This window comes from Pseudomonas sp. JQ170C, assembly GCF_035581345.1.
Taxonomy (GTDB): Bacteria; Pseudomonadota; Gammaproteobacteria; order Pseudomonadales; family Pseudomonadaceae; genus Aquipseudomonas.
In genome coordinates this window covers 3,130,113-3,155,090 of sequence record NZ_CP141608.1, presented here as the reverse complement: position 1 = coordinate 3,155,090, position 24,978 = coordinate 3,130,113, and the positions used below count along the sequence as shown (strand labels likewise).

General features: G+C 62.4%; 16 protein-coding genes. 6 read left to right on the top strand and 10 right to left on the bottom strand.

Annotation, left to right across the window (positions count from 1 at the left end):
* Nucleotides 1-210: 210 nt before the first annotated feature.
* On the bottom strand, nt 211-2,157 hold the full coding sequence (locus tag U9R80_RS14415; RefSeq protein WP_301837597.1) for an alkyl/aryl-sulfatase: 1,947 nt from the start codon (nt 2,155-2,157) through the stop codon (nt 211-213).
* A 322-nt stretch (nt 2,158-2,479) separates the two neighbouring features.
* Between U9R80_RS14415 and U9R80_RS14410 the strand changes: the two genes are divergently transcribed.
* The 4 genes from U9R80_RS14410 (at nt 2,480) to U9R80_RS14395 (ending at nt 9,000) form a co-directional block, all read left to right on the top strand.
* A complete protein-coding gene (locus tag U9R80_RS14410) occupies nt 2,480-4,396 on the top strand; it encodes a DUF1302 domain-containing protein (protein WP_301837598.1) in 1,917 nt (638 codons plus the stop codon).
* 24 nt (nt 4,397-4,420) lie between these two features.
* Nucleotides 4,421-5,800: a DUF1329 domain-containing protein gene (locus U9R80_RS14405; RefSeq protein WP_301837599.1), complete on the top strand. Its 1,380-nt coding sequence runs from the start codon at nt 4,421-4,423 to the stop codon at nt 5,798-5,800.
* Nucleotides 5,801-6,237: 437 nt separating this feature from the next.
* Complete coding sequence (locus U9R80_RS14400) at nt 6,238-8,667, top strand: LuxR C-terminal-related transcriptional regulator (protein ID WP_301837600.1); 2,430 nt, start codon at nt 6,238-6,240, stop codon at nt 8,665-8,667.
* Nucleotides 8,668-8,775: 108 nt separating this feature from the next.
* The gene (locus U9R80_RS14395; RefSeq protein ID WP_301837601.1) at nt 8,776-9,000 is read left to right on the top strand and encodes a hypothetical protein; all 225 of its coding nucleotides are present in this window, start codon (nt 8,776-8,778) and stop codon (nt 8,998-9,000) included.
* A 99-nt stretch (nt 9,001-9,099) separates the two neighbouring features.
* Here the strand turns inward: U9R80_RS14395 and U9R80_RS14390 are convergent, their stop codons facing one another.
* Complete coding sequence (locus tag U9R80_RS14390; protein WP_301837602.1) at nt 9,100-9,459, bottom strand: response regulator; 360 nt, start codon at nt 9,457-9,459, stop codon at nt 9,100-9,102.
* A 151-nt stretch (nt 9,460-9,610) separates the two neighbouring features.
* Here U9R80_RS14390 and U9R80_RS14385 point away from each other — a divergent pair, with 151 nt between their 5' ends.
* On the top strand, nt 9,611-10,735 hold the full coding sequence (locus U9R80_RS14385) for a sensor histidine kinase (protein WP_301837603.1): 1,125 nt from the start codon (nt 9,611-9,613) through the stop codon (nt 10,733-10,735).
* A gap of 81 nt (nt 10,736-10,816) precedes the next feature.
* Here the strand turns inward: U9R80_RS14385 and U9R80_RS14380 are convergent, their stop codons facing one another.
* The 8 genes from U9R80_RS14380 to U9R80_RS14345 all read right to left on the bottom strand — a co-directional run bounded on the left by U9R80_RS14380 (nt 10,817) and on the right by U9R80_RS14345 (nt 22,100).
* A complete protein-coding gene (locus U9R80_RS14380) occupies nt 10,817-11,149 on the bottom strand; it encodes a DUF2790 domain-containing protein (protein WP_301837604.1) in 333 nt (110 codons plus the stop codon).
* A gap of 123 nt (nt 11,150-11,272) precedes the next feature.
* The gene (locus tag U9R80_RS14375; protein ID WP_301837605.1) at nt 11,273-12,049 is read right to left on the bottom strand and encodes an SDR family NAD(P)-dependent oxidoreductase; all 777 of its coding nucleotides are present in this window, start codon (nt 12,047-12,049) and stop codon (nt 11,273-11,275) included.
* A 55-nt stretch (nt 12,050-12,104) separates the two neighbouring features.
* Nucleotides 12,105-14,216: a 3-hydroxyacyl-CoA dehydrogenase NAD-binding domain-containing protein gene (locus U9R80_RS14370; RefSeq protein WP_301837606.1), complete on the bottom strand. Its 2,112-nt coding sequence runs from the start codon at nt 14,214-14,216 to the stop codon at nt 12,105-12,107.
* Between the two features lie 142 nt (nt 14,217-14,358).
* The gene (locus U9R80_RS14365) at nt 14,359-16,161 is read right to left on the bottom strand and encodes an acyl-CoA dehydrogenase (RefSeq protein ID WP_301837607.1); all 1,803 of its coding nucleotides are present in this window, start codon (nt 16,159-16,161) and stop codon (nt 14,359-14,361) included.
* 122 nt (nt 16,162-16,283) lie between these two features.
* On the bottom strand, nt 16,284-17,306 hold the full coding sequence (locus U9R80_RS14360; RefSeq protein ID WP_301837608.1) for a DUF1254 domain-containing protein: 1,023 nt from the start codon (nt 17,304-17,306) through the stop codon (nt 16,284-16,286).
* Between the two features lie 43 nt (nt 17,307-17,349).
* A complete protein-coding gene (locus U9R80_RS14355; RefSeq protein ID WP_301837609.1) occupies nt 17,350-18,765 on the bottom strand; it encodes a DUF1254 domain-containing protein in 1,416 nt (471 codons plus the stop codon).
* Between the two features lie 107 nt (nt 18,766-18,872).
* The gene (locus tag U9R80_RS14350) at nt 18,873-20,240 is read right to left on the bottom strand and encodes a DUF1329 domain-containing protein (RefSeq protein ID WP_301837610.1); all 1,368 of its coding nucleotides are present in this window, start codon (nt 20,238-20,240) and stop codon (nt 18,873-18,875) included.
* 27 nt (nt 20,241-20,267) lie between these two features.
* Nucleotides 20,268-22,100, bottom strand: coding sequence for a DUF1302 domain-containing protein (locus tag U9R80_RS14345; protein WP_301837611.1), 1,833 nt, complete (start codon nt 22,098-22,100; stop codon nt 20,268-20,270).
* Nucleotides 22,101-22,474: 374 nt separating this feature from the next.
* On the opposite strand from U9R80_RS14345, the gene U9R80_RS14340 reads away from it, so the two are divergent.
* Nucleotides 22,475-24,976, top strand: coding sequence for a helix-turn-helix transcriptional regulator (locus U9R80_RS14340; RefSeq protein WP_301837612.1), 2,502 nt, complete (start codon nt 22,475-22,477; stop codon nt 24,974-24,976).
* Nucleotides 24,977-24,978: the final 2 nt, after the last annotated feature.

The following is a 24,978-nucleotide window of genomic DNA, read 5'->3' as shown; positions in this document are numbered from 1 at the left end:
CGATCGCAGAGCGGCTACACCGCCCGTAGCCGCTGCCGACAGGCTGCGATCGACTGCGTAGCAGTCGCCAATGCGGTGAACAATGGCATGGTGAAGACAGTTGCTCCCACCGGTGCTGTAGGAGCGGGCTTGCCCCGCGACAGGCCCTCGAGTCATGCCCATCCAGATGCAACGTTGAAGCAGGATCAACCCGCCTAGCCTTTCAACGCCCTACGGCGTAACAATGTTGAACCAGAACGTGAACGTATCCAGCAGCCCCATGAAGTCTGCAAAGGCCTGGGGCTGACCTACGAACTTCACGTCGCCGGCCTTGATCTTCTGTTCCAGCGTCCCTTGCCCCATCTGCACATCCAGCAGGGTACTCATGCTCAAGGTCATGCTCGCATCCGCGTCGCTGGCGGGTGTATCCCGGTAGTTGAGCACGCCGTTCTGGACCCGCAGGTTGTAGTGCTTGTCCAGGTCGGTGAAGTTGAGGTTCAGGGAGATGTCCTTGCCCGCCGCTGCCGGGCCATTGAGGCGCACGGCCAGGTAGTCGAAGAGCATTTCCGGGGACATGGCGCGGATCATGTCGGGGCTGGCGGTCTTCATGCCAGCGCCCTGTGGCACACCGTTGCGCAGTTCATAGGCGCCTTGCAGGTACACCGAGCGCCACGGTCCGGCTTCGGCCTGGTAGCCCAGTTGCTCGTAGGTGTCGGCCAGCAGGTGTTTCGCCGCGGTGTTGTCGGGGTCGGCAAACACCGCGTGCTTGAGTGCTTCGGCCACCCAGCGGTACTCGCCTTTGTCGAAGTCCGCACGGGCCTTGCGCAGCAACTCAGCCTCGCCCCCCATGTATTCGACGTACTTCCTGGCCGCCGGCACCGGGGGCAGGTTGTCCAGGTTTGACGGGTTGGCGTCGTACCAGCCCATGTAGCGTTGGTACACCGCACGGGCGTTGTGCTTGAGCGTGCCGTAGTAGCCGCGGTTGAACCATTCCTGATCGAGCTCGGGCGGCAGCTTGATGGCATCGGCGATCTCTTCGCTGTTGTAGCCTTCGTTCATCAGGCGCACGGTCTGGTCGTGCACGTACTTGTACAGGTCACGCTGTTTGCCCAGGAAGCGGTTGATGCGCTCCTTGCCCCAGGTCGGCCAATGATGGCTCTGAAATTCGACTTCAGCATCGGCACCGTACAGTTGCCGGCTTTGTTCGATGAAGTGTGACCACTGCAGGGCGTCACGTACTTCGGCGCCGCGCAAGGTGTAGATGTTGTGCATTTGGCGGGTGACGTTCTCGGCCATCCACAAGGCTTTGAACTGCGGGAAGTAGGTGTTCATTTCAGTCGGGGCCTCAGACCCCGGTGTCAGTTGGAACACCATCTTCACCCCATCGACGTCCAATGCCTGGCCGGTGCTGGTGATGGTTTCGGTGGGATGAATCATCGAGATCTGGCCGCTGGAGATGGTCTGGCCCAGGCCCGCCGATACGCCGCCCTGTGGGCCGCGCGGCAACAGGGCGCCGTACATGTACACGGCGCGGCGCGACATGGCGTTGCCCGCGACGATGTTCTCACTGACCGCATGCTCGGCGAAGTCGGGCGGGGCGATCAAGCGTACCTTGCCGTCCTTGACGTCTTGCTCGTTGATGATCCCGCGGGTGCCACCGAAGTGGTCGGCGTGGGAGTGGCTGTAGACCACGGCAACGATGGGGCGTTTGCCCAGGTGCTCGTTCACCAGTTCCAGCGCGGCCTTGGCGGTTTCTACCGAGAGCAGGGGGTCGAAGACAATCCAGCCGGTCTTGCCTTCGATGAAGGTCATGTTGGACAGGTCATAGCCACGCACCTGGTAGATCTTGTCGGTGACCTTGAACAGGCCGTACTGCATGTTCAATTGGGCCATGCGCCACAGGCTCGGGTTGACCGTATCGGGTGCGGCCTTGTCGATGCCGATGAAGCCCTGGTAGGTGGCCATGTCCCAGACCACTTTGCCGCTGGCATCGCGGATGGTCAGTTCCTTGGGCTGGGCGATCAGCCCGCGCTGCGCGTCCTCGAAGTCCTGGCGGTCGTTGAAGGGCAGGGCCTTGAGCACGGCGGCGTTGGCCTGGCGAGTGATCTCGCTGGCAGGCTTGGGGGCCTGGGGTTCGGCATGGGCGGTTGCCGCCAGGAAGGGTAGAGCCGCTGCCATCGCGAAGGCTCGAGATGATCGGGTAGAGAGCATGGTTCACCTGTACGTGAGGGGCAAAATACGTCTGCCCCGCACCTTAGGGGGTCGCCTGGCGTCATCCAATACTGAAAAAGAGTGACAGGGGGAGTGATTCTTGGCCGTCATCCCACCTGGGTTCAGGCCCGGACACGCCTTGGCGAGCGGTGCTTTTCGACACCCGGAAAATCCTCACTCTTTGGGATGATTGTCAATTTCACTCCTTCGTCTGTTACCTGCGCATTGCCGAATCATTAGCGTTGGCCACCGATTCAACGCCGATTGGTAAACAGCAGGGATTAGTCGCATGACTACAACAATAAAACGCGTACGGTTCCAACTCAGTGCATTGGCCAGCACCATCGCCCTGAGCATCGCCGGGCAGGCGCAAGCGGTGGAGTTCACGGTCGGGGAGATCGAGGGGCAGTTCGACTCATCGCTGTCGGTAGGCGCCAGTTGGTCGACGCAAAGCCCGCACCAGGGTGACATCGGCGGCCACAACGGCGGGTCGGGGCTGTCGCAAACCAGCGATGACGGTCACCTCAATTTCAAGCAGGGTGAAACCTTCTCGAAGATCTTCAAGGGTATCCATGACCTTGAACTCAAGTACGGTGATACCGGCGTGTTCGTGCGCGGTAAATACTGGTACGACTTCGAGCTCAAAGACGAGGACCGCCCGTTCAAAGACATCGATGACCATGGCCGCAAAGAGGGCGCCAAGTCCGCTGGCGCGCAGTTGCTCGATGCATTCGTCTATCACAACTACGTCATCGCCGAGCAGCCAGGCTCGGTGCGCTTGGGCAAGCAGGTGGTGAGCTGGGGCGAGAGTACGTTCATCCAGAACAGCATTAACGCGATCAACCCGGTCGATGTCTCGGCGTTCCGCCGTCCGGGCGCCGAAATCAAGGAAGGGCTGATTCCGGTCAACATGTTCTATGTGTCCCAGAGCCTGACCGACACCTTGTCGGCCGAGGCGTTCTATCAGTTGGAGTGGGACCAGACGGTCATCGACAACTGCGGCACCTTCTTCTCGCAAGCTGACGTGGTTGCCGACGGCTGCAGTGGCAACCTCACTGTACTGAGGCCAGAGCTCGGGGCGTTCGGTGGACTGCTGGGTTACCAGACCACCGCCGAGGGCGTGGTGATTCCGCGCGGTGGCGACCGCGATGCCCGTGACAGCGGGCAATGGGGGGCTGCGCTGCGCTATATGTTCGAGCCGCTGAACACCGAGTTCGGCGCCTACGTCATGAACTACCACAGCCGCGCGCCGTTTTTCAGCACCCAGGCCGCCAGCCAGTCCACCTATCAGCAGTCGGCGGCGGTGCTGGCCGGTGCGGTGCCGGGCATTCCGGCGTCTGCTCGCTCGGGGGCAGCGATTGCCAATGTGGCCGGCGGCAGCAACTACTTTATCGAATACCCGGAGGACATCCGCCTCTATGGCTTGAGCTTCTCCACCACCTTGCCAACCGGCACGGCGTGGCAAGGCGAGATCAGCTACCGCCCCAACGCCCCCTTGCAACTCAACACCACCGATGTGCTGTACGCCGGTGTGCGCGGCATTGCCGGCTTGAACCCTGCGTTTGCCCCGTTCAGCCAGTATTCGCTGTTGGGCGGTGATCCGGCGTCGATCCCGGACAGCACCCTGCACGGCTACAACCGCAAGGAGATCACCCAGATCCAGACCACCTTCACCCACTTCTTCGACCAGATCATGGGCGCCGATCGCCTGACGCTGATTGGTGAAATCGGTGTGGCCCACATCGGTGGCCTGGAGAGCAGCGCCCAAGCACGTTACGGCCGTGATCCGGTCTACGGCCCGGGTGCGTTGCCCGGGGTATTGACCGGCAGCTTGCCGTCTTGCGAAGCGATCAACACCGGGACCTTCTCGGGCACCCCTGCAGCAGCCAATACGAGCAAGTACTGCAACAACAAAGGCTATGCCACAACTACCTCCTGGGGCTATCGCGGCCGGGTCATCTGGGACTACTCCAACGTATTTGCCGGCGTAAACCTCAAGCCGAGCGTGGCCTGGTCCCACGATGTCGAGGGCTATGGCCCCAACGGCCTGTTCAACGAGGGCTCCAAGGCCGTCAGCCTCGGACTGGATGCCGAGTACAAGAACGCCTACACCGCAGGCCTTTCCTACACCAACTTTTTTGGCGGCGATTACAACACCACCACAGACCGCGATTTCCTGGCGCTTAGCCTGGGCATGAGCTTCTGAGTACACCGAACGAGGACTACCGTGATGACTAAAAACAACAAGTACCTGATGCCGACCGGTGCACTGATGCTCAGCCTGATGGTCGCCAGCACGGCGATGGCCAAGGTTTCGCCGCAGGAAGCCGAGAAGCTGGGTACCACCCTGACGCCCATTGGCGCCGAGAAGGCCGGCAACGCCGACGGCAGCATCCCGGCCTGGACCGGTGGCCTGCCGACCAACGCCGGTAGCGTCGACAGCAAGGGCTTTCTGAGCGATCCGTTCGCCGATGAAAAGCCGTTGTTCACCATCACGGCGCAGAACGCCGCGAACTACAAGGACAAGCTGTCGGCCGGGCAGATGGCGATGCTGGCGCGCTATCCGGACACCTACAAGATTCCGGTCTACAAAACCCACCGCACCGCGGCGGTGCCCCAGAACATCTATGCCGCGGCCAAAATCAGCGCCCTCAATACCGAAGGGGTTGATGGCGGTAACGGTTTGACCGGTTTCAACGACAGCCGCTACTACGCCTTCCCCGTGCCCAAGTCGGGCGTGGAGGTGGTGTGGAACCACACCACCCGCTACCGCGGCGGCAACATCAAGCGCCTGATGACCCGCGTGCAACCGCAGGCCGACGGCGCGTTCAGCATCGTCAAGTTCGAGGACGAGATCTCCTACCCGGCGGAACTGGCGGACCAGGGCACGGACAAGGTCGGCAATATCCTCTTCTACTTCATCCAGCGCGTTACAGCGCCTGCGCGATTGGCCGGTAGTGTGCTGCTGGTCCACGAGACCATCGACCAGGTCAAGGAACCGCGCCTGGCCTGGCTCTACAACGCTGGCCAGCGCCGGGTGCGGCGTGCCCCGCAAGTGGCCTACGATGGCCCGGCAACGGCTGCTGACGGACTGGCGACGTCAGACAACTACGACATGTTCAACGGTGCCCCGGACCGTTACGACTGGCAGTTGGTGGGCAAGAAGGAGATGTACATTCCGTACAACAGCTACAAACTCGACTCGCCAAACCTAAAGTACGAGGATGTACTCAAGGCCGGCCACATCAATCAGGACCTGACCCGCTACGAACTGCACCGGGTGTGGGAGGTGGTGGCCAAGCTCAAGCCTAACGAGCGCCATATCTACGCCACCCGCCACATGTACTTCGACGAAGACAGTTGGGAGCTGGCCGAAGTTGACCACTACGACGGCCGGGGCCAGTTGTGGCGTGTGGGCGAAGGGCATATCCAGCAGTACTACCACAAGCAGGTGCCGGGCTATACCGCCGAAACCCTGTATGACCTGGTGGCGGGTCGCTACTCGGTGGTGGGCTTGAAGAACGAAGAAAAACGCAGCATCGAGTTCGGTTTCAAAAGTGTTGCTGCCAACTACACACCCGCTGCATTGCGCCAGGCGGGGGTTCGCTGACTCGCCGGCACGCCAATACCGCCTGCGCCTGCGCCTGCGGGCAGGCCGCAAAGGGGATCGACGCTGGTCTTTAAGGCAACCTTAGGGTTGCCTTTTTTTTGGTTCTTTACCTGAATCCTGGGGATTGCGCCTGGATGTGTACGTCGCAATCGCGGGGCAAGCCCGCTCCTACCGGGGGCGTCAGTGTCACCTTATGGAAGGGGTAAGCCCACAGGCGTAGCACCAACACCGCCCACGGAATCACGTGAAGCACCTTTTTCTCGCTCGTTGTTTGCGTTGAGCCGCCCAGCGCTGCAACATGCCGCTACAAAGAACAATAAATTGAATGTGCCAATGTCCCAGCCCAACAGCCCCTCTGCCATCACCGCAGGCCCGCCCCGACTGATGCCGGGCCATGTATTGCGCCCGCGTTTGAGCGAGGCATTGCTGAGCGCCCATTGCCGTTGCGCCTGCTCTGTGCCCCGGTCGGCAGTGGCAAGAGTGCGCTGTTGAGCGAGTGCGCCCAGCAATGCCCGGCAGACACCCGTTTGCTTTATGTGAACCTGCGCGGCAAGGCCCTCAGCCCCCAGGCCTTGCTGCAACGCCTGGCCGATGCCCTCGGCATGGCGGGCGATGACTCCGGGCAGATCAGGCAGCACCTGGACATTCCATCGTCTGCCGTGTGGCTGATGATCGACGACTACCCACGCCTGCCCGACACGGCGCTGGACGAGGCGCTCAATGACCTGATCCTCAACGCCTCCCCACGGATCAGCTGGTGGCTGGCCTGTCGCCGTCGGCCGGCGTTGCAACTGACGCGCCTGTTGCTCGATGGCGATCTGTTCGAGCTGGGCAGTGCCGAGCTGGGCTTCAACGAACACGAACTGGGCGAGCTGTTGCACCACAAAGGGCTGCAGTGGCCGTGGCCGGTCATCAGCGACCTGCGCGACGACTCCCAGGGCTGGTGCGCCGGGATTCGCTTATACCTGCTGGCGTTGAAAACCCAGACCGCGCCGCTACCGTTCGCGTCGGCCGATGCCTTGCTGTACCAGTACCTGCGCCGGGAACTGCTGGACGAACTGCCCGAGCCGTGGCGACAGGCGCTGTTCACCTTTGCGCAGTTGCCGTACTTCGATGCGGGCTTGTGCGAGCATTTGCTCGGTGTCGGCGAGGGTGCGGGGTTGCTTGAGCAGATGAGCAACGGCGGGGTGTTCATTGAGCCCGTTGGCACTGACGGCCAGGTGTTTGAGGTGCAGCCAGCGGTCAAGCGCGCACTGGCCGGGGAGTTGCCCGAGACCCTGGCCAAAGCGGTATTTCGCAAGGCTTGTCAGTGGTATGTGAGCCAGGACAATGTGCGTCTGGCGCTGGAGTATGCGGTGCGGGCCGATCAACCCGAGATGGCCGCCAGCCTGATGCAGCGCTTCACCGGCGATGCCTTGCTGCAAGGCCGCAGCCTGGCGCAACTGATGCAATGGCGTCGCGAGCTGCCCCTTGAATTGCTGACCAGCACACCACGCCTGTTGATACTCAATGCCTGGGCCTTGCTGCTCAGTGGGCGACTCGACGAGGCGCAAGGCTATACCGATCAGTTGACGCGTTTTTTGCCGCAGCCCGATGCCCAGCGCCAGTTCGAGCTGATCGCCCAATGGAAGGCCTTGTGCGGCAACATTGCCTTCCATCGAGGCCAGGGCCGGCAAGCCCTGGCCTGGTTGACCGAAGCGGTTGCCGAACTGCCCGAGCGCGCCTGGAGCCAGCGCCTGTTCAGTAAGGCCTTGCTCGTGGAGCTGGCCTTGATCGAAGGGCGTCTGGATGAGGCGCTGGAACTCAATCGCAACGCCACCAAGCAGGCACGGGAACAGGCCAGCCTGGCCATGGAAAGTGTCATGGCCCTGGCGCACGTGAAGCTGCTGGAGATTCGCGGAGAGTTGTTGCGCGCCGAGACTCTGCTCAAGCGCCTGTACACCGAGCTGACCCAGGCCTGGGGCGCCGAAGCCAGCCCGATGCGCGGGCGCGTGCAACTGCGCCAGGCGTCGATCCTGGTCCAGCTTGGGCGTTATCAGGAGGCAGAAACAGCGTTCCAGTCCGGGCTTCAGGAATGCCAGATCTGCGGCGATCTTGCGGCCTTCTGGGGGTATTTGGGCCTGGCCGAGCTGGACGGCGTTCAGGGCAATATGGCCCAGGCCTTTTCGCGGATCTCCGATGCCGAGCGCGCGATGCAGTACAACCTGATCAGCGAGTCGATCTACCAGGGCTTTGTGCTGCGAGCCAAGGGGCGCTTGTGGCTGCACCAGGGCCGCACGGTGCAAGTCGAGAAAGCCCTGAGCGCATTGCCAGGGTCGGCGCTGGAGTATTCCCCCTATGGTGTGCCTGATCTTCACCTGCGCCTGTACTTGCTCAAGCTCCAGGCCAATCTGGCCGGCGGCGCCGTGGAGACGGCGCTGGCCCAGCTGACGCAATTGCACCAGCAGGTACACAGCGAAGGCCGGCGGGCGTTGGCCTGTGAAGTGGGGTTCAGCCTGGCTGAGGCGCTGCATGCCGACAACAAGCCTGCCCAGGCCAAGCAAATGCTCCTGGATAGCCTGGCCCAGGCCCGGCAGATGGGGCTGGCCAGCGTCGAGCGCGCCTTTGCCTTGCGCAACCCGGCGCTGAGCCGTTGGGCGGGTGAAGCCTCCAGCAGCGAAGGCGAGCCCGCGGCGCTGTTGAGTCGTCGAGAAATGGACGTGCTCAAGCTGATCGCCCAGGGGTTTTCCAATCAGCAGATTGCCGAGAGCCTGTTCATTTCATTGCACACGGTGAAAACCCATGCGCAGCGGATCAACTTCAAACTGGGGGTAGAACGGCGTACCCAGGCAGTGGCCAGGGCCAAGGAATTGGGGCTGAACGGATAACGCGCCTCCGGTCGGCAATACACCCGCTGTAACGTGGGATTCAGTGAACTCGAATGAACCCAGTCGATCGTCACTCGCTCTACCGAGAAACACCGGGTGGAGACGGCCATGACCGTTGATGAAAGAGCAAAGGCCTTATCGGCCTGGCACGCGCTGTTCACGACGCGGGACGCACACATGGGGCCGGCGGATCAGTACGAAAGGCTGATCGGTCTGGCGGACTCGTATCAGCACCAGGACCTGATAACGATTGAAGAGAAGAACGCGATGATCCTGCGGGCGACTGAGCACTACGCGAGTGCGGTGCAGACGTTGGTGCAGGGCACAGTGTAGGGGTGGCCAGATCACGGTAAGTCGACCGAGCAGGGATCTTTTACTATCGAGGCCGGTCAGAATTTGATACCTGCCTGTGGATTTCGACGCGATGCCATGTCATGAGGAAAGCGACCTCCTGACGGCGCTGTGAAAGGCGGCAAGGCTCCAGGGCTTGGCAAGAAACGACACATGTGGCGGGAACTGATCTTTCTGGGCCCGCTCATTTCCGGAGGTGACAATGACCGGCAATCCAGGCCAGCGCTGCCAGATGATCGTCGCCAGCTTCACCCCATTCATGCTTCCGGGCATGTTGATGTCCGTGACGACGAGCGCGATGACCGGGGTGCTTTCCAGCAGGGCCAAGGCATCGTCTGCGTTTGCACAGTCGATTACGCCCAGACCCAGCACAGCGATCGCTTCAGCCATCAATGTTCGCAGGGTTTCATCGTCTTCAACGACCAGCACGGTAGATAACATAACCACCCCCCAGGCTCTCCTATACTGTGGAGCCTGTTCGTTTGCAGATCGCTTAAGGTGCGCGACGGATGGTAAGCGGCAAAGGTGTTTTGCAGGCTGCACTTTCCAGCCTGGTAAACATCGTCAAGGAGTTGAGATCTAGGGGTGAGCTATGCGGCTTTCAAACTTTATCCTGGGCAATCTTGAGTCAGTCCTGCAGGAGTGGGAAGCCTTTGCCAGAACGGTGGAAATCCCCCGGCAGGTGCTGGACGCTACAGGGTTGCGAAACCACGCCGTGGATATTTTGAAGGCTGTTGCACTGGACATGCGCACGCCGCAAACACGTCAAGAGCAAATCGACAAGTCGCAGGGCCTGGGGCCCCAGTCTGTAGCCGAAACAGCCGCACAAACCCACGCCGTACTGCGACTGCTGAATGGGTTTTCGCTGGATCAGATGGTTTCGGAATATCGAGCGCTGCGGTCCAGTGTACTCAGGTTATGGCTGGCCCAGTCGGTTGCCCAGGATGAGCATCACGTCGCGGACATGATCCGCTTCAATGAGGCGATTGACCAAGCACTGGTGGAGTCGATTTCTGCCTATGGCCTCGCCGTAGAGACCAATCGCAAGATGTTACTCGGGGTATTGGGGCATGACCTGAGAACCCCGCTCACCGCGGTGATAATGGGCGCTGATTTACTGCACCAGGCAACCGAGCTCAATGACCGCCACAAAATGCTGGCATCACAAATAGCCGCCGCCGGCCAACGTGCCAACCAGATCGTCAATGATTTGCTCGATCTGGCGCGTTGCAACCTGGGCGCAGGGATCCCGATACAACTGCAATCCATCGACTTGGGCGCCGTCTGTGCGTCGGTCGTGGCAGAAGTGACAGCGTCGTATCCCCAGGCGCAATTCATTTTCAAGGACGTCTGTGAAGTGTTGGGTGAGTTCGACCCCGTGCGCATGGGCCAAGCGTTTTCAAATCTTCTTGCCAATGCGGCGCAACATGGGGACCTGGAGCGCCCGATCTACGTAACACTGAAAAAGGAGCGCGCAGACGTTTATTTTGCCGTGACGAACTTCGGTGAACCGATTCCTTCCAGCGCACTGCCTTTTCTCTTCAATCCCGAAGGTCGCTTTTCAAGGTTCGCGAGTAATGAACAGGGCTCTTCAGCAGGCTTGGGGTTGGGGCTGTTCATTGCTGCAGAGATTGTTACCGGACATCGGGGGCGCATTGAAGTCGAATCGACGGCAGAGCGGGGCACGACGTTCCGGATAGTGTTGCCGCTAGGCTAGCAATCGAAATGACAGACGGCGCCCAGAAGGGCGCCGTCTTATCACAGCGATGTACTGCTTTTAATCACACGCTTGCCTTGCTCAGTTTTGACTCTGGCAGTTGGTTCCCGCCGTGCGGTACTCCAGGATATTCAGATTGCCACTTGAATCTTCGTACGTTAATTGTGCAGGCATGACATCGCAGTATGTTCGCGTCGAAGTAACGTTAATGACTTTGGCGATATCCAGTTCCATTCCATAACGATAGTGCACAACTTCCGGTGGCTGTTTACCTTGGGTGACGGCACGTGCACGCATCGCTTGTTCATTTGCCTGAATCATCGGCCCATGCACCGGGTCGGCACTACCCTGCGCCATTGCGAAAGAGGAAGTGGTCAGGATCAGCAAGGCGCCTATGGCGTTCAATGATTTCATGGCTCATCACTCCGGTGGGTGTGATGCAAGAATAAGGTTTCGCACCTTTCACCCGGATGATGCAGGGATTACATCCGCGTCAGCCAACGGCTCTGTACTTTCTTTGCCTGTGATCACTTCTCCTTACAGGCTGCCTACCAGATGGCCACCATCCACCGCCAACACCGCGCCGGTCATGAACGCACCGGCTTCGCTCGCCAGCAGCAGGAAGGGGCCTTCCAGTTCCTCCAGGCTACCCAGGCGCCGCATCGGCACGACGTCGCGGATGTAGGCCTGGCCTTTGTCGCTGTCGAAGTAGCCGTCGGTCATCTCGGTCTTGAAGTAACCCGGTGCAATCGCATTGACGCGGATCTGGTAGCGCGCCAGTTCCAGGGCCAGGGATTTGCTCAGTTGCACCACGCCGGCCTTCGCCGCGCAGTAATGGCTGTAGCCGGTGCCGACGCGCAGGCCGAGCATCGAGGCGATGTTGACGATGCTGCCAGGGCGCTGCGCCTTGGCCAGTCGTTGCGCCGCGCACTGGGCCACGCGCCAGACGCCGTCAAGGTTGGTCGACAGCATCGCGCGCCAGTCCGCCTCGCTGATGTCCAGGACGCGCTGGCCATTGCCGATGCCGGCATTGTTGAGCACCACGTCAACCACGCCGAACGTGGCCTCGGCGGCATCGAACGCGGCTTCGACACTGTCCCGGTCGGTCACGTCCAGCGCCACGGCCAGGGCCTCGCCACCGGCTTCGCCGATATCGCCTGCCAGCTGTTGCAAACGCTCGACACGCCGGGCACCGAGCACCACGCGCGCGCCCGCTTTGCTCGCCACGCGGGCGAGATGTGCACCAATACCGCTTGAAGCACCGGTGACCAGCACCGTCTTGCCGGTCAGGGAAAATCTGTTCAGTCCATCCATCACACCACCTCGAATACGTTAGCCGTACGGCCCCACGGCGGGGGCCGTATCTCATTCAGATTCGTTCGATACCCGTCTTGCCGGCAGCGACCAGGCGCTCCAGCAACGGCGCCGGCTGGAACCACATCTCGCCGTATTCGCCGAGTGCCTTGCGGTAGTGGAGAATACCGGCCAGCACCTTGTCCAGGCCAATCTGCTCGGCATAGTGCAGCGGGCCACCGAGCCAGGCCGGGAAGCCGTAGCCGTTGATCCACACAAGGTCGATATCGCCACTGCGCTCGGCAATGCCTTCGTCGAGCAACTGGATGCCTTCGTTGATCAGCATGAACAGGCAGCGATCATGGATTTCCTCAGCAGTGATCGGCCGGCGCGGGATGTCCAGTTCGCCGGCGATGCGTTCAGCCAGGGTGATGACCTCGAAGTCATCCTTGCGCTCGCGACCCTCGTAGATGTAGGCACCACGCTTGGTCTTCTGACCGAAGCGCCCGAGGGCGTTCAGCTCATCGGCGATCCGGCAGTAGCTCGGGTCATGGGCAATGGCGTCACGACGGGACTCGCGCACCAGGAAGCTGACGTCGATCCCGGCCAGGTCGTGCATGGCCATGACCCCCATGGCCAGGCCCAGGTCCGTCAGCACCTGGTCAATCTGCGCCGGCGCCGCACCCTCCAGCACCATGCGATGGGCCTCGCGGGAGTAGGGTTCGAGCATGCGATTGCCAATGAAACCGAAGCACACGCCAGAGACCACGGGGATCTTGCCGATGGTCTTGCCCAGCTTCAGTGCGGTTGCCAGCACATCCGGCGCGGTGAGCTTGCCGCGCACCACTTCGAGCAGGCGCATCACGTTGGCCGGGCTGAAGAAGTGCAGGCCGATGACATCCTGCGGCCGGCGCGTGACCGCCGCGATCAGGTCGACATCGAGGGTCGAGGTGTTGCTGGCCAGAATCGCGCCCGGCTTGCACACCTCATCCAGGGTGCGGAACACCTGCTGCTTGATCGGCAGGCTTTCAAACACCGCCTCGATCACCAGGTCGCACTCGGCGATGTCGGCATAGTCGAGGGTGCCGGTGAGCAACGCCATGCGCTGGTCCAGCTCGGCCTGGGTCAGCTTGCCGCGTTGCAGGCTGATCGCATAGCTGTTGCGGATTTGCCCCAGCCCACGCTCAAGGGCCTCGGGCTTGAGTTCCAGCAAGGTGACGGGGATGCCCACGTTGGCGAAGTTCATGGCGATGCCACCGCCCATGGTCCCGGCGCCGATCACGGCGACCCTGTTGACCGGACGCAGCGGGGTCGAGGCGCCGACACCGGCCACTTTGCCGGCTTCACGCTCGGCAAAGAACACGTGGCGCAGAGCCCGGGATTGCAGGGAGGCTTCGGCTTCCTTGAACAGGGCGACTTCGCGTTGCAGGCCGGCGTCCAGTGGCAGCACGCAGGCCGACTCAACGGCCGCCAGCACCAGGCGTGGCGCCAGGCGGTTTTTCCAGCGCGGTTCGTGGCTGGCGCGATAGCGTGCGAAAAAGTCTTCGGGCAGGCCGACGGCCGGATCTGGATAAGGCTCTGCGGGGCGCGCGGGTGCGCCTTCGCGGATCAACGCTTGGGCGAATTGGCGCGCGCCATCGAGCAGGCCGTCGCTCTCCTGCAGCAGGCGGTCGACCAAGCCCAGGTCCAGAGCACGGTCGGCGCTGACCGGCTGGCCGGAAATCATCATCTCGAGGGCAGGCTCTGCACCGATCAGGCGTGGCAAGCGTTGCGTCCCGCCTGCGCCGGGCAGCAGCCCCAGGTTGATTTCCGGCAGGCCGAGGCGGGCGCTGGCCGCGCTGACCCGGTAGCCGCAGGCCAGTGCCAGTTCCAGCCCGCCACCGAGGGCGAAGCGACCGATGCAGGCAATCAGCGGTTTGTCGATCCGGGTCAGGCGCAGCAAAAGGTCGGGCAGGGCAGGCGCGGCAAAGGAGGCGGGGAGACCGAACTCGCTGATATCGGCGCCGGCACAGAACAGTCCGCTGTCGCCGTGCACAATGATCGCCTTGACGACAGGGTCGCTGGAGGCGCGCTCACAGGCATCGAGAAGGGCCGCACGCAGCGGTTGTCCGAGGGCGTTGACGGGCTTTGAGGCCAGGCCGATCAGCGCGAGGTTGTCTTCGACGTGGTAGGTGACCAAATGGCTCATGGGCGTTCCTGAAGGTAGTTAAAGGGCTGATGGGCTTGTTGTGGGAGCGGGCTTGCCCCGCGATTGCGGTGTGACAGGAACACTGCAATCGCGGGACGAGCCCGCCCCCACAGAGGACCACACAAGACTTTGCATGCAGGGCTTAGAACCAGCTGTCCTGCATGTAGTAGGCGACATGGTTGGCCTCGCTGAGCAGGCGCGCCTGGGACGCCAGCGCCGCCAGTTCCCAGGTCATGAAGTAGTGCGCGGCCTGCAACTTGCCCTGGTAAAAGTCGACATCGCTGCCCGTGGCGCCTGCATTCAGGGCGCGGCTGGCCAGCAGTGCCTTGCGCAACCAGATCCAGCCGACGACCACGCGGCCAAAAATGTCCAGGTACGGCGTGGCGTTGGCCATGCCCAGGTTGGCATCGGCCGCCACTTGCGCTTGCAGGCTGGCGGTGACCTGCTCGAGGACGCTCAGGGCATCGGCCAAACTTGCCGCCAGCGGCGCGCAATGGCTGTCACTGTTGGCGGCGAGCAGGGTGGCCAGCACTTCGGTGATGAACAGTCGATAACCGTCGCCCCCGCGCGGTCCCAGCTTGCGACCGAGCAGGTCGATCGCCTGGATGCCTTCGGTGCCCTCATGGATCGGGTTCAGGCGGTTATCGCGGTAGTACTGCTCAAGCGGGTACTCGCGGGTATAACCGGCGCCGCCCAGGACCTGCACGCCAATCTCGGAGGCGAGCAGGCCGTAGCGCGACGGGAAGGTCTTGACCACCGGCGTGAGTACGTCGAGCAGCTCGGCGGCGTTGCTGCGTTCCAGCGCCGTGGGGGCGGTGTGGGCATCTTCGACCAGGCTGCTGGCGTACAGGCACAGCGCCAGGCTGCCCTCGGCGTAGACCTTCTGTTGCAGCAGCATCCTGCGCACATCGGCGTGCTCGACGATGCGTACTTGCGCCGCCGCCGGGTTCTTGTTGCCGGGCAGGCGCCCTTGTGGACGCTGGCGCGCGTAGTCCAGAGCGTGGATGTAGCTCTGATACGCCAGGCTGGCGGCCCCCAGGCCAACACCGATCCGGGCCTCGTTCATCATCTGGAACATGTAGCTCAGGCCCTGGTGCGCTTCGCCGACCAGATAACCCACGGCGCCATCGTGCTCGCCAAAGCTGAGCACGGTGGAGGTGGTGTTGCGATAGCCCATCTTGTGCAGCAAGCCGGCCAGGGCCACGTCGTTGCGTTCACCCACAGTGCCGTCGGCATTGACCAGGAACTTGGGCACCAGGAACAGCGAAATGCCCTTGGTTCCGGCGGGCGCTCCGTCGATACGGGCCAGCACCATGTGCACGATGTTATCGGTCAGTTCGTGGTCGCCACCGGAGATGAACATCTTCTGGCCGAAAATGCGGTAGGTGCCGTTTTCCGCCGGGCGGGCGAGGGTGCGCAAATCGCCCAGCGCCGAACCCTGACCCGGCTCGGTGAGGGCCATGGTGCCACTGAAACGGCCATCGAGCATGGGCGCCAGGAAGCGCTCGCGTAGCTGTGGCCCGGCAAAGGCCTTCACCAGGTTGGTCGCGCCGATGCTCAGGAAGGAGTAGGCGACGGTGGAGATGTTGGCTGCGTTGAAATACGCCATGCAGGCGCGCAGCACGACTTCCGGCAGTTGCAGGCCGCCGTCCTCGAAATCGTGGTGAGCGGCCAGGAACCCGGCCTCGGCGAAGGCATCCCAGGCCACTTTGGTCTCGGGAATCATGTGCACCCGCTCGCCATCGAACGTCGGCTCGTTGGCATCACCCTTGTGGTTGTGCGGGGCGAAGCGTTCGGCGGCGATCTGCCGGGCGGTGGTGAGAGAGGCGTCGAACACGCCACGATCGTGGTCCGCGTAGCGAGGGCGTTGCAACAGCGCCTCGGTATCGAGCAGCTCGTAGAGCTGAAAGTGCAACTCGCGCTCGTTGAGCAGCAGGTCAGTCATGGCATCTCTCGTCAGACAGTGTTCAGTGGGGGCCATGCCCTGAGGCATGGCCTGTTACAGGCCTCCACAATAGAGCGATGTTGCAGGCTTTATACCCCTCCTTTGGGGTAGGCCGAACCCTCTCAGTTCAGCGGTTGCGCCACCGGAAACGACCAGGCGCCGTCCAGTATTTCGGCGTGCGGCCGGTACAGGCGCACGGTGTAGTTCCAGCCCTCGGTGATCGGCAGGCAGTTGACGGACGTTCCATCGCAGCCGCCAAACTGAATGGCCGCCAGGCCATCGGCGCCGCGTTTGGCCGTCAGGCTGTTGAGCGAATAGGCATTGATGGCGTTGGGCTCGAAGTAACCCTTGGCGTTGTACACACTGACTGACCAGAAGGCGTCGACCGGCACGTCCTTGACCTTGAGCACATGCTGGGTCTTGCCGTCGTTTCGAGGCGGCGTCACCGTCAGGTAAAACGTGTCTTGCTCAGGGTTGCCGCCCCACGCCATCGCAGCACCGATCACATGCCGCACGGGGTCGACCTGATCGCGCGTGCCGAACATGTGCCGGGTATCGGGCAGTGTCGAGCCCAGTTGCACCAGGGCGTCGCGCACGGTTTTCTGGCTGACCGGGTCCCAGTTCGTAACGGCGAAGCTGCCGGTACTGGCCTGCTGGACCTTGATCGCGTCCTGGAGCGCATGGACCTGGTCGATATCCTTGGCCAGGCCCGGATCGAACAAGGTGCGCACACCGACAATGACGTAGCGCGTACCGGCCTGTTCACGGGTCAGCCGGTAACTGCCCTGGCCGTACACGAATGACGTCACGTAGTGATCTTCGTTGATCACCTGCATGGACATGTAGCGCGTGCCGGCGTTCGGCAAGGTGACCGTGACGGGCCCCGCATCCAGGTCGAAAATCGCCGCCGAATACAGGGTGTCGCGGTTGGGCCGCACCACGGTCTGCTTCGCGATGGCCATGGGCTCGCGATGGTGGTGAAACTTGCCGAAGCCATCCTGGGTGACGACGGCGCTGAAGTAGCGATCGGTCTCGGCGCGGACGAAGTTGTCCGGGTTTACCAGCACGTTCGCCTGGGCGGATGCAATCAGGAGGGGCGCCAGCAGCGCAAGGGTCGTGGTCAGGCAGATTGCAGGTTTGAACATGAGCAATGCTCCGTGCGATGGGGAGGGGCGAAAGCGCCGTCAATCAATTGATCCGTTGCAGCTCCGGACGCTTCCACTGGCCACTGAGGGCTTCAGGCTTGGGCCAGTACAGGCGCATGGCGATGATGAACGGGCCGTCGGGCGTCGGCAGCCAGTTGGCTTCCTTGTCCTTGCCGGGGGATTCGGGCTGGACATAGAACGTCAGGCCGCCATCGGCATCGCGCTTGAGGTCCGGCAGCATCGAGGAGTTGATCCGGTAGCGCTCAAGCGGGTTGGCAATCAACATCCGGGCCGGCAGGTTGTAGGGCGTAAGGGACCAGAACGAATTGACCGGAGGCAGCTCGCCGGGAACGAAACGCAGCACATAGCGGTGCTTGCCGGCATCCAGGGGTTGCCCGGCCGAATCGACGTAGTAGCTGGGATACAGGGCTTCGTCCTGGGAGTTGCCGTAGATGCCGCCAACGGTGCCACCCATCCGGTACAGGTAATTGTTGTTCAGATGCTCGCGTGTGCCGAAGACGTCGCCGCTGGACACCTTGCGGGCGTTGCGCAGTTTCTCGAACCCGGCGAAGTCGTTGCTCCAGGCCTGCGCCATGCCGTCCGCTACCGCCTGGCGCAGCTCGGGGGGCAGGGCGTCGGCATTGAAGGTTTGGCCAGGGCCGATCCCCAGTTTTGCGAAACGCTGCATCAGTGCCTGCTCACTGGGGTGGGTCGGGCAAAAACTCAGGACGAAGTTCAGCACCTTGAAAAACTCCAGTGACGAACGTTCCTGCGCCGTGGTCAACGGCGTGATGAAGTCGACCGCAGGGGCCGCCGGGGCGGGCTTGCCGAGGAATGCCGACAGCGGTTGCACCCTGTAGCCGGCCTGGACGCGCTTGACGTTGTCGATATCGGCCGGATTGAACAGCTGGGTACGGTAGAAGACGAAGGCGAATTGAGTCTCCGAGCGGATCACCCGTTGAATGCCGGGCGGTGTCGCGCCTTTCCAGTCGGGGCCGGCGAGCAGGAAGTTGCCGCCGCCATTGCCGGTGGAGCGGCTGCCAAGGTAGGCGAAGTTGAAGGTGTACTGGTCGACGAACTGCACCGAGAAGTAACGCCCGTCTTCCACCTTGGGCAAGGTCAGCACCAGCGGCTCACTGCGCAGATCCGCGCCGAGCTGTGAATACGGGGTATCGGCGTTGGGGGTCTGAATCGCCTGATCGTCGGGGGTGTAGACCCGTGCAGTGTTGTTCAGCTGGTTCCAGGGCGCTTTGAATTCCCGGCTGTTGCGGTCCACGAAGTACGAGTGCTGGACCCGATAGTGGTCCACCAGGGGGTATCCGTAGATATACGCCTCCTTGGCGATTGCCCGGGCCTCGTCGACGCTCAGCGTAGTGGCGGGTGCACTGCCATACGCAGTCGTTGCGCCAAGACAAGTCAACAAGGCGCCTGCGGCGATCCATGCACGTGATGGGCTCATGATTTCCTCCAATAGAAACATCAGGATTTGCGACGACGGCCTGACTGATAAAGCAGGCAGTGCATTCCGGTCGCGAAATGTCACTGCCCGCTCAGCCGGGGTGGGGATCAGCGCACGCCGGCGATGCGCAGTGCGGCAGGGGTGAAGTCGTTCATCTTGGCGGCCTTGCCGAACAGCGGCGCCTGTTTGGATTCGTTGATCATGGCCAGCACGTTGTAGCGACCGGCGATCAGGTCATAGATCCCCATCATCGCGTAGCCTGCCGCGCCCCGTTCGTAGTCGTTGACACCGTAGCCTTCACCCACACGCCAGAGTTGCCCGCGACCGTCGTAGTGGTCGACTTCGGCGATCTGCCAGGTGTCCTCGTCGAAGTAGAGGTCGCGCTTGGCATACACATGACGCTGACCCGGCTTCAGGGTGGCCTCGACATGCCAGACCCGGTGCAGCTCATAACGGGTCAGGTCCTGGTTGATATGGCCTGGCCGGATGATGTCGTCGTACTTGAGCTTGGGCGATTGCAGCTTGTAGTTGTTGTACGGGATGTACATCTCCTTCTTGCCGATCAGCTTCCAGTCGTAGCGATCCGGTGAGCCGTTCATCAAGTCGGTGTTGTCGGCGGTGCGCATGCCGTCGGAGCCGCTGCCCGGGCCGTCGTAGGCAATTTGCGGCGCGCGGCGTACCCGGCGCTGCCCGGCGTTGTAGACCCACGCCAGGCGTGGCTCCTTGACCTGGTCGATGGTCTCGTGAATCAGCACCACGCTGCCGGCCAGGCGGGAAGGGGCGGTGATTTCCTGTTTGTAGTAATACAGGACGTTATCGGCCCGGCCCGCTTCGACGCCTTCCATGAGTTGCGGGAACGCCAGTTCGTCGTTGTATTCGACAATCGAGTACGAGCCGTTGGATTGAGGCGCGGCCTGGGCGGCCTGGCGCACCATGTTGCCACCGCGATAGCGGTTGGTATGGTTCCAGTAGACCTCGACACCGCTCTTTGGAATCGGGAACGGGTAGTAGCGGGTCTGGTTGAAGTGATCCAGCCCACTGCCGTCGTTGATCAGCTGGGTGGTCACCGCGCTTTTGCGGGCAATCTCATAGATTTCCTTAGGGTTGGCGATGGTGCGTTGGGTTTTGTACACCGGGATCTTGTAGCTGTCCGGATAGCGTTTGAACATCGCCATTTGACCCGGTGTCAGCTTGTCCTTGTACTGCTCGGCGTTGCTCGCGGTGATGACGAACAGCGGCTTGTCCGAGGCAAACGGGTCGCCGAGAAAGTCCCGGTCAAGGGGCGCGGCGCCAGGCTTCAGGCCACCGGTCCAGGCCGGAATGCTGCCATCGGCGTTGCCGGCCTTTTCTGCGCCCAGCGGTGTCAGGTTGCCGTCCAGCTGGGCTGCTTCCTGCGGGGAAACCGCGGCCAGGACGCTGGTGGCCAGTAACGAGAGGGTCAGCGCGCCAGTGCGCAGCAGGGTTGTTGTTTTCATTGTTCGGGCTCCTCGGCCAGTGGTGCGTCAGAAGTTCACGCCGAAGCTGAGCGCGACGTAGTCACGATCGACGTTGGTGTTGAAATCGCCACCGAAGTAATCGGTGTAACTCAGGCTGGCGGTGTAGGTGTTCAGGTAGTCAGCATCCAGACCGAGGCTGACGGCCTTGGAACCTTCATCGAAGTTGGGGCCATAACCTTCGACGTCATGGGACCAGGCGAGGTTGGGTGACAGGTTGATGCCGGCGAACACGTTCTGGTAATCCAGCTTGCCGCGCAGTCGATAGCCCCAGCTGTTGCTGGTGTAGAAGCCGTGGCCGTTGCATTCCTGTGCCGGGTTGCTGGCCGACGGCGTGCCCACGGCAGTGCCGGCGCAGGTGGCCGGGCCCGTGGCGCCTTGCAGCTCGCCGGAGCCGAAGGACGGGCTGCGACCGAAGCGCAGGTCCGAACCATCTGCCTTGCCCAGGCCGTTGATGTGGTTGTAACCCACTTCGCCCACCAGGGTCAGACGGCTGGCGCCCAGTACCTGATCGAAGAACTGCGTTGCGGTCACCTGTGCCTGGGTCACGGGCATGCGCTTGTAGCCATTGACCTCGGCACCCAGGGTACGACCGGCAAAACCGGTGCCGATCAGCGGCGAGGTGGCACCAAAGGTGGCGGCGGAGAGCAGGTCGGCGGTGTTCAGCTGCAACGGCATGTTCGGCCGGTAGCTGACTTCGCCGCCCAGCGACACACCCTCGATGTTGGTCTGGAAGCTCAGGCCATACAGGCGAATGTCTTCGGGATAGTCGATGAAGTAGCGAACGCTGCGCGCCGAGGCGACGCCGCCCGCCGCGCTGGTCATCTGGTTGATGCTCAGGTACGGGCTGCGGCTGTGATAGTTCATCGCGTAGGCGCCGAACTCGGTGTCGTTGAGCTCCGGCACGTACCAGCGCAGGGCGAGGCCGTACTGGCCGCTGTCACTGGCGTCCTTGTCTTTGAGGCGCGGGATGTAAGCATTGTCGGTCCCCGCGGCGAGGGCGGCCAGGCCGCCGGTGTTGCTGGCCACGCCCGGCGGCAGGTCAAGGCCGGCGACCACCAGGCGGTCATTGCAGCCTTGCGGCACGCCGTCGGTACCAAAGAACGTTCCGCAGTTGTCGAGAACGGATTTGTCCCACTCCAACTGATAGAAGGCTTCGGCGGTGATGTTGTCGGCCAGGCCCTGGGACACGTAGAGCAGGTTGACCGGTATCAGGCCTTCTTTCACTTCCGCGCCCGGCCGGCGCAAGGCTGCGACATCCACCGGGTTGATGCTGTTGATCGAGTTGCCGATGAAGGTGCTTTCGCCCCAGCTGACCACTTGCTTGCCCAGGCGCACGGCGCCGACCTGATCGCCGAGGGTGTAGTTGTGGTAGACGAAGCTGTCGAGGAACATCGCGCCCGACGACTTGGCCGCGCGATCACGTCCCGCGTCATTGATGTCGTAGAACGGGCGGCTTTCGTCCATCAGCTCGAAGTCATACCAATACTTGCCGCGTACAAAGGCGCCGCTGTCGCCGTACTTCAACTCCAGGTCGTGCACGCCCTTGAAGATCTTCGAGAAGGTTTCACCCTTTTTGAAGTTCAGGCGGTTGTCGTCGGTGGTGCGCGAGGCGGACTCACCTCCGCTGACACCCTGGGAGTTGTTGTTGGAAATGAATTGCTTGTCCGGGTTGGCCGTCGACCAGCTGGCGCCGATCGACAACGATGAGTCGAACGAGCCCTGGATTTCCCCGATAGTGAAATCAACCGCGTGAGCTTCAGTGCTCGCGACAGTGGCCACCGTTACCGCTAAGGCCAGCAGGCTTGGCTGGAAGACGCCGCGCTTTGTTGTTTTTGTCATGCGGTTTCTCTGCTACAGGATGTTGTGGAGCGGCCATCCTATGCAGGCCAAGCGAAAGCCTGAATTGCCTGATCAGGTAATTTTGCGCATGACCTGAAAGCATTATCCGGCTCGGCTGAGCCGTACTTTTCTGTCTCATTGGTCAAGGATTTCCCGGGTTGCGACGGGCGGTGTTGCTGAAGGTAACAAGTGTGGGCACGGCTCTGGCACGCGCTTTTCACCCGCCTCTTACGCCAAGCTCCCCCAGGGCGCTTGATGAAAATACCTCGAACGACGGATGGGTAAGCGCTGCAACGCGCGTGAAGATGGCCTGAATTCTTGTCCAGGGCTTCGGGTTACGGGGCCATGTTCGATATCAGGAGGGCTGCGCGCCCATGCTGCTTTCAATGACGCGTCGGGATCAAGGCAAGGTGGCGGCTACCGGCGGCACTCGCGTTGCCAATCTGCCCCGTTTGCCTGCCGTCTATCTGCCTCGGGCGAGACTGCTCGACGCGCTGCTTGAGAGTGCGCAGCGCCTGCGCCTGCTGTGTGCTCCGGCGGGTTACGGAAAGTCGGCCTTGCTCAATGAGTGCCTGCGCCAGTGCAACCCTGAACGCTGGGCGTGGCTTGACTTCAAAGGCCAATCACTGACGCTGGCGCAATTTTGCCAGCGGCTTGCAACGAGCCTCAATGTCGAGGCAGCGGACGCTCGCGATCCCCAGACCCTGCTGATATGGCTGGAGCACAGCGAAGAAGCCTGCTGGCTGGTGCTGGACGATTACCCGGCCCACGCCTGCCCGGAGCTCGATGCCTGGATCGACCAGCTGCTGCGCTCGCACGGGCAAGCCCGGCTCTGGGTCAGTTGCCGGCAACGGCCGAACTGGAAGCTGGCGCGCTTGCTGCTGGAGGGTGAACTGCTTGAGTTCGGTGCCGGGCAACTGGCCTTCGATCGCGAAGAGTTCGAGACGCTTGTCGATTTGCTGGACCCCAGCGTCGAGGCTGCGACGCGCGACACACTGTGGCACCAGACCCACGGCTGGTGCGCCGGTACGTTCCTGTTGCTCAACGGCAACGGCCGCCAGGACCGGGCAGGGGCGTTGTGGATGCGCGATTACCTGGGCGGCGAACTCCTGGCGCGTGTCGACGCGGATGAACGCAGGCTGTTGCTGGGAATAGCGCATTTGCCTCGGGTGTCCACCACGCTCTGCGATCAGCTCTGGCCCGACATGGAGGCCGGGAGTGTCTTTCGCCGGTTGCTGCAATCGCAATCGTTTTTCGCGCCGCTGGACAGCGAGGCACAGTGGTATTGCCTGTTTCCTGCCGTGGCACAGGCGCTGCAAGGCGAGCTGAATGCCGCGGGCGTCAGTCAGGTGCGCTTGAGCGCTTGTCGCCTGCTCTGCAATGACGGGTTTGTCGACGAGGCCGTGGAGCTGGCGCTGTCCATCGGTTACGTGGATGTGGCGGCCTGCTACATGGAACGCCTGACGCTGGACTGGCTGCTGATCGAACGCAACCTGTTCACCTGGCTCGATTGGCGTGCGCGCTTGCCCTTGCGCCTGCTGGAGTGCACGCCAAACCTGATCTACATGAATGCCAGGGCGTTGCTGAGCAGTTGGCGCCTGGACGAGGCGCAAGCCTGTATCGCGCGCCTGACCCGGATTTCCCCGCAGCCCAAGGCGGCGGTCAACGTGAGGATTCTGGCCAACTGGCAGGCACTGGAGGGTACGTTGCAGGGGCTGCTGGGTAACGCCGACGGCGCGTTCGAGCATTGCGAGTCGGCCTTGCAGCACCTGGAGCTGCGTGACTGGCAGTCCTCGTTCCTGTGCTATTCCACCCTGGCGCGGGTTTCGATGGCCGCCGGCGAGCGCGAGCAGGCCGAACGATTGCTCCAGGCCTGCCTGGCCCTGGCGCGCAACCAGGGTTGCCTGGCCAGCGAGGTGCTGATCAATGCCGATCGCATTCGTCAGCTGATACTGGGCGGCGCGTTGCTCGAGGCCGAGGTTCTGGTGCAGGAGTGCTTGGGCCTGGTCGCCCGGCTGAGTGGTCGGCACAGCCTGTTACTGGGGCGTTTGCACCTGTTGCAGGGCGAGTTGCACCTGCTGGGCGGCGATCTCGATGCCAGTGAACACGCGTTGGAGCGGGCGCTGGCGTTCGGCACGGAAAGTGGCGACCCCTACACCCTGCATGCGCTGATCGGCTTGTCCGAAGTGCACGCCTGTCGTGGCGACGTTGAACAGGCACAGACCTGCCTGAGCAAGGCGACACGCGCCATGCAGTGCGCGAAGGTCAAGGAAAGCTGTTATCAGGCGATCATCGCCTATCAACATCTGCGCTTGCTGGCGCGGCAAGGGGCCTGGGCGCGGATGTTGCCGATGGCGCTGACGGCCCGGGCCTACGTTCAGGGCGAGGGCGTGCAACTGCCACCGCTGCATGCGCCTTCGTTGCGCCAGCGCATCGAGCTGATGGTGGCCCTGGGCGAACAGGGCACCGGCCAGAGTGAGGCGGCGCGGGAGCGGTTGGTGGCGTTGCTGGCGGACTGTGAACGCAGGGGGTTCGGCAGCTTGATCCATGAGGTGCACGTGGCGTTGGCGCGAACCGGTGCACAATCCTGCTTGCCATCCCTTCAGGTGCAGGTAGCGCTTGCGCCCATGAGCCTGGTGGCCAGCCCGCCGCCGGGTCCTGCGGCGGCCCCGCGGCCCGGGCTGGAACTGACACCCCGGGAGGTCGCGGTGCTGGAGCTGGTCGCCCAGGGTCTGTCCAATCAGGAAATCAGCGATCAGCTGTTCATCTCGCTCAATACGGTCAAGGCCCACACCGTGCATATCAACCACAAGCTGGGTGTCAAACGGCGTACGCAAGCGGTGATGCTGGCCAAGGCGATGGGGGTGCTGGCCTGACC

Excerpts from the sequence above, each read along its gene's own strand:
- U9R80_RS14345 (WP_301837611.1), bottom strand. The coding sequence starts at position 22,100 with ATGACAAAAACAACAAAGCGCGGCGTCTTCCAGCCAAGCCTGCTGGCC.
- U9R80_RS14350 (WP_301837610.1), bottom strand. The coding sequence starts at position 20,240 with ATGAAAACAACAACCCTGCTGCGCACTGGCGCGCTGACCCTCTCGTTA.
- U9R80_RS14395 (WP_301837601.1), top strand. The coding sequence starts at position 8,776 with ATGACCGTTGATGAAAGAGCAAAGGCCTTATCGGCCTGGCACGCGCTG.
- U9R80_RS14385 (WP_301837603.1), top strand. The coding sequence starts at position 9,611 with ATGCGGCTTTCAAACTTTATCCTGGGCAATCTTGAGTCAGTCCTGCAG.
- U9R80_RS14390 (WP_301837602.1), bottom strand. The coding sequence starts at position 9,459 with ATGTTATCTACCGTGCTGGTCGTTGAAGACGATGAAACCCTGCGAACA.
- U9R80_RS14365 (WP_301837607.1), bottom strand. The coding sequence starts at position 16,161 with ATGACTGACCTGCTGCTCAACGAGCGCGAGTTGCACTTTCAGCTCTAC.
- U9R80_RS14415 (WP_301837597.1), bottom strand. The coding sequence starts at position 2,157 with ATGGCAGCGGCTCTACCCTTCCTGGCGGCAACCGCCCATGCCGAACCC.
- U9R80_RS14380 (WP_301837604.1), bottom strand. The coding sequence starts at position 11,149 with ATGAAATCATTGAACGCCATAGGCGCCTTGCTGATCCTGACCACTTCC.
- U9R80_RS14340 (WP_301837612.1), top strand. The coding sequence starts at position 22,475 with ATGCTGCTTTCAATGACGCGTCGGGATCAAGGCAAGGTGGCGGCTACC.
- U9R80_RS14360 (WP_301837608.1), bottom strand. The coding sequence starts at position 17,306 with ATGTTCAAACCTGCAATCTGCCTGACCACGACCCTTGCGCTGCTGGCG.
- U9R80_RS14405 (WP_301837599.1), top strand. The coding sequence starts at position 4,421 with ATGACTAAAAACAACAAGTACCTGATGCCGACCGGTGCACTGATGCTC.
- U9R80_RS14370 (WP_301837606.1), bottom strand. The coding sequence starts at position 14,216 with ATGAGCCATTTGGTCACCTACCACGTCGAAGACAACCTCGCGCTGATC.
- U9R80_RS14375 (WP_301837605.1), bottom strand. The coding sequence starts at position 12,049 with ATGGATGGACTGAACAGATTTTCCCTGACCGGCAAGACGGTGCTGGTC.
- U9R80_RS14410 (WP_301837598.1), top strand. The coding sequence starts at position 2,480 with ATGACTACAACAATAAAACGCGTACGGTTCCAACTCAGTGCATTGGCC.
- U9R80_RS14355 (WP_301837609.1), bottom strand. The coding sequence starts at position 18,765 with ATGAGCCCATCACGTGCATGGATCGCCGCAGGCGCCTTGTTGACTTGT.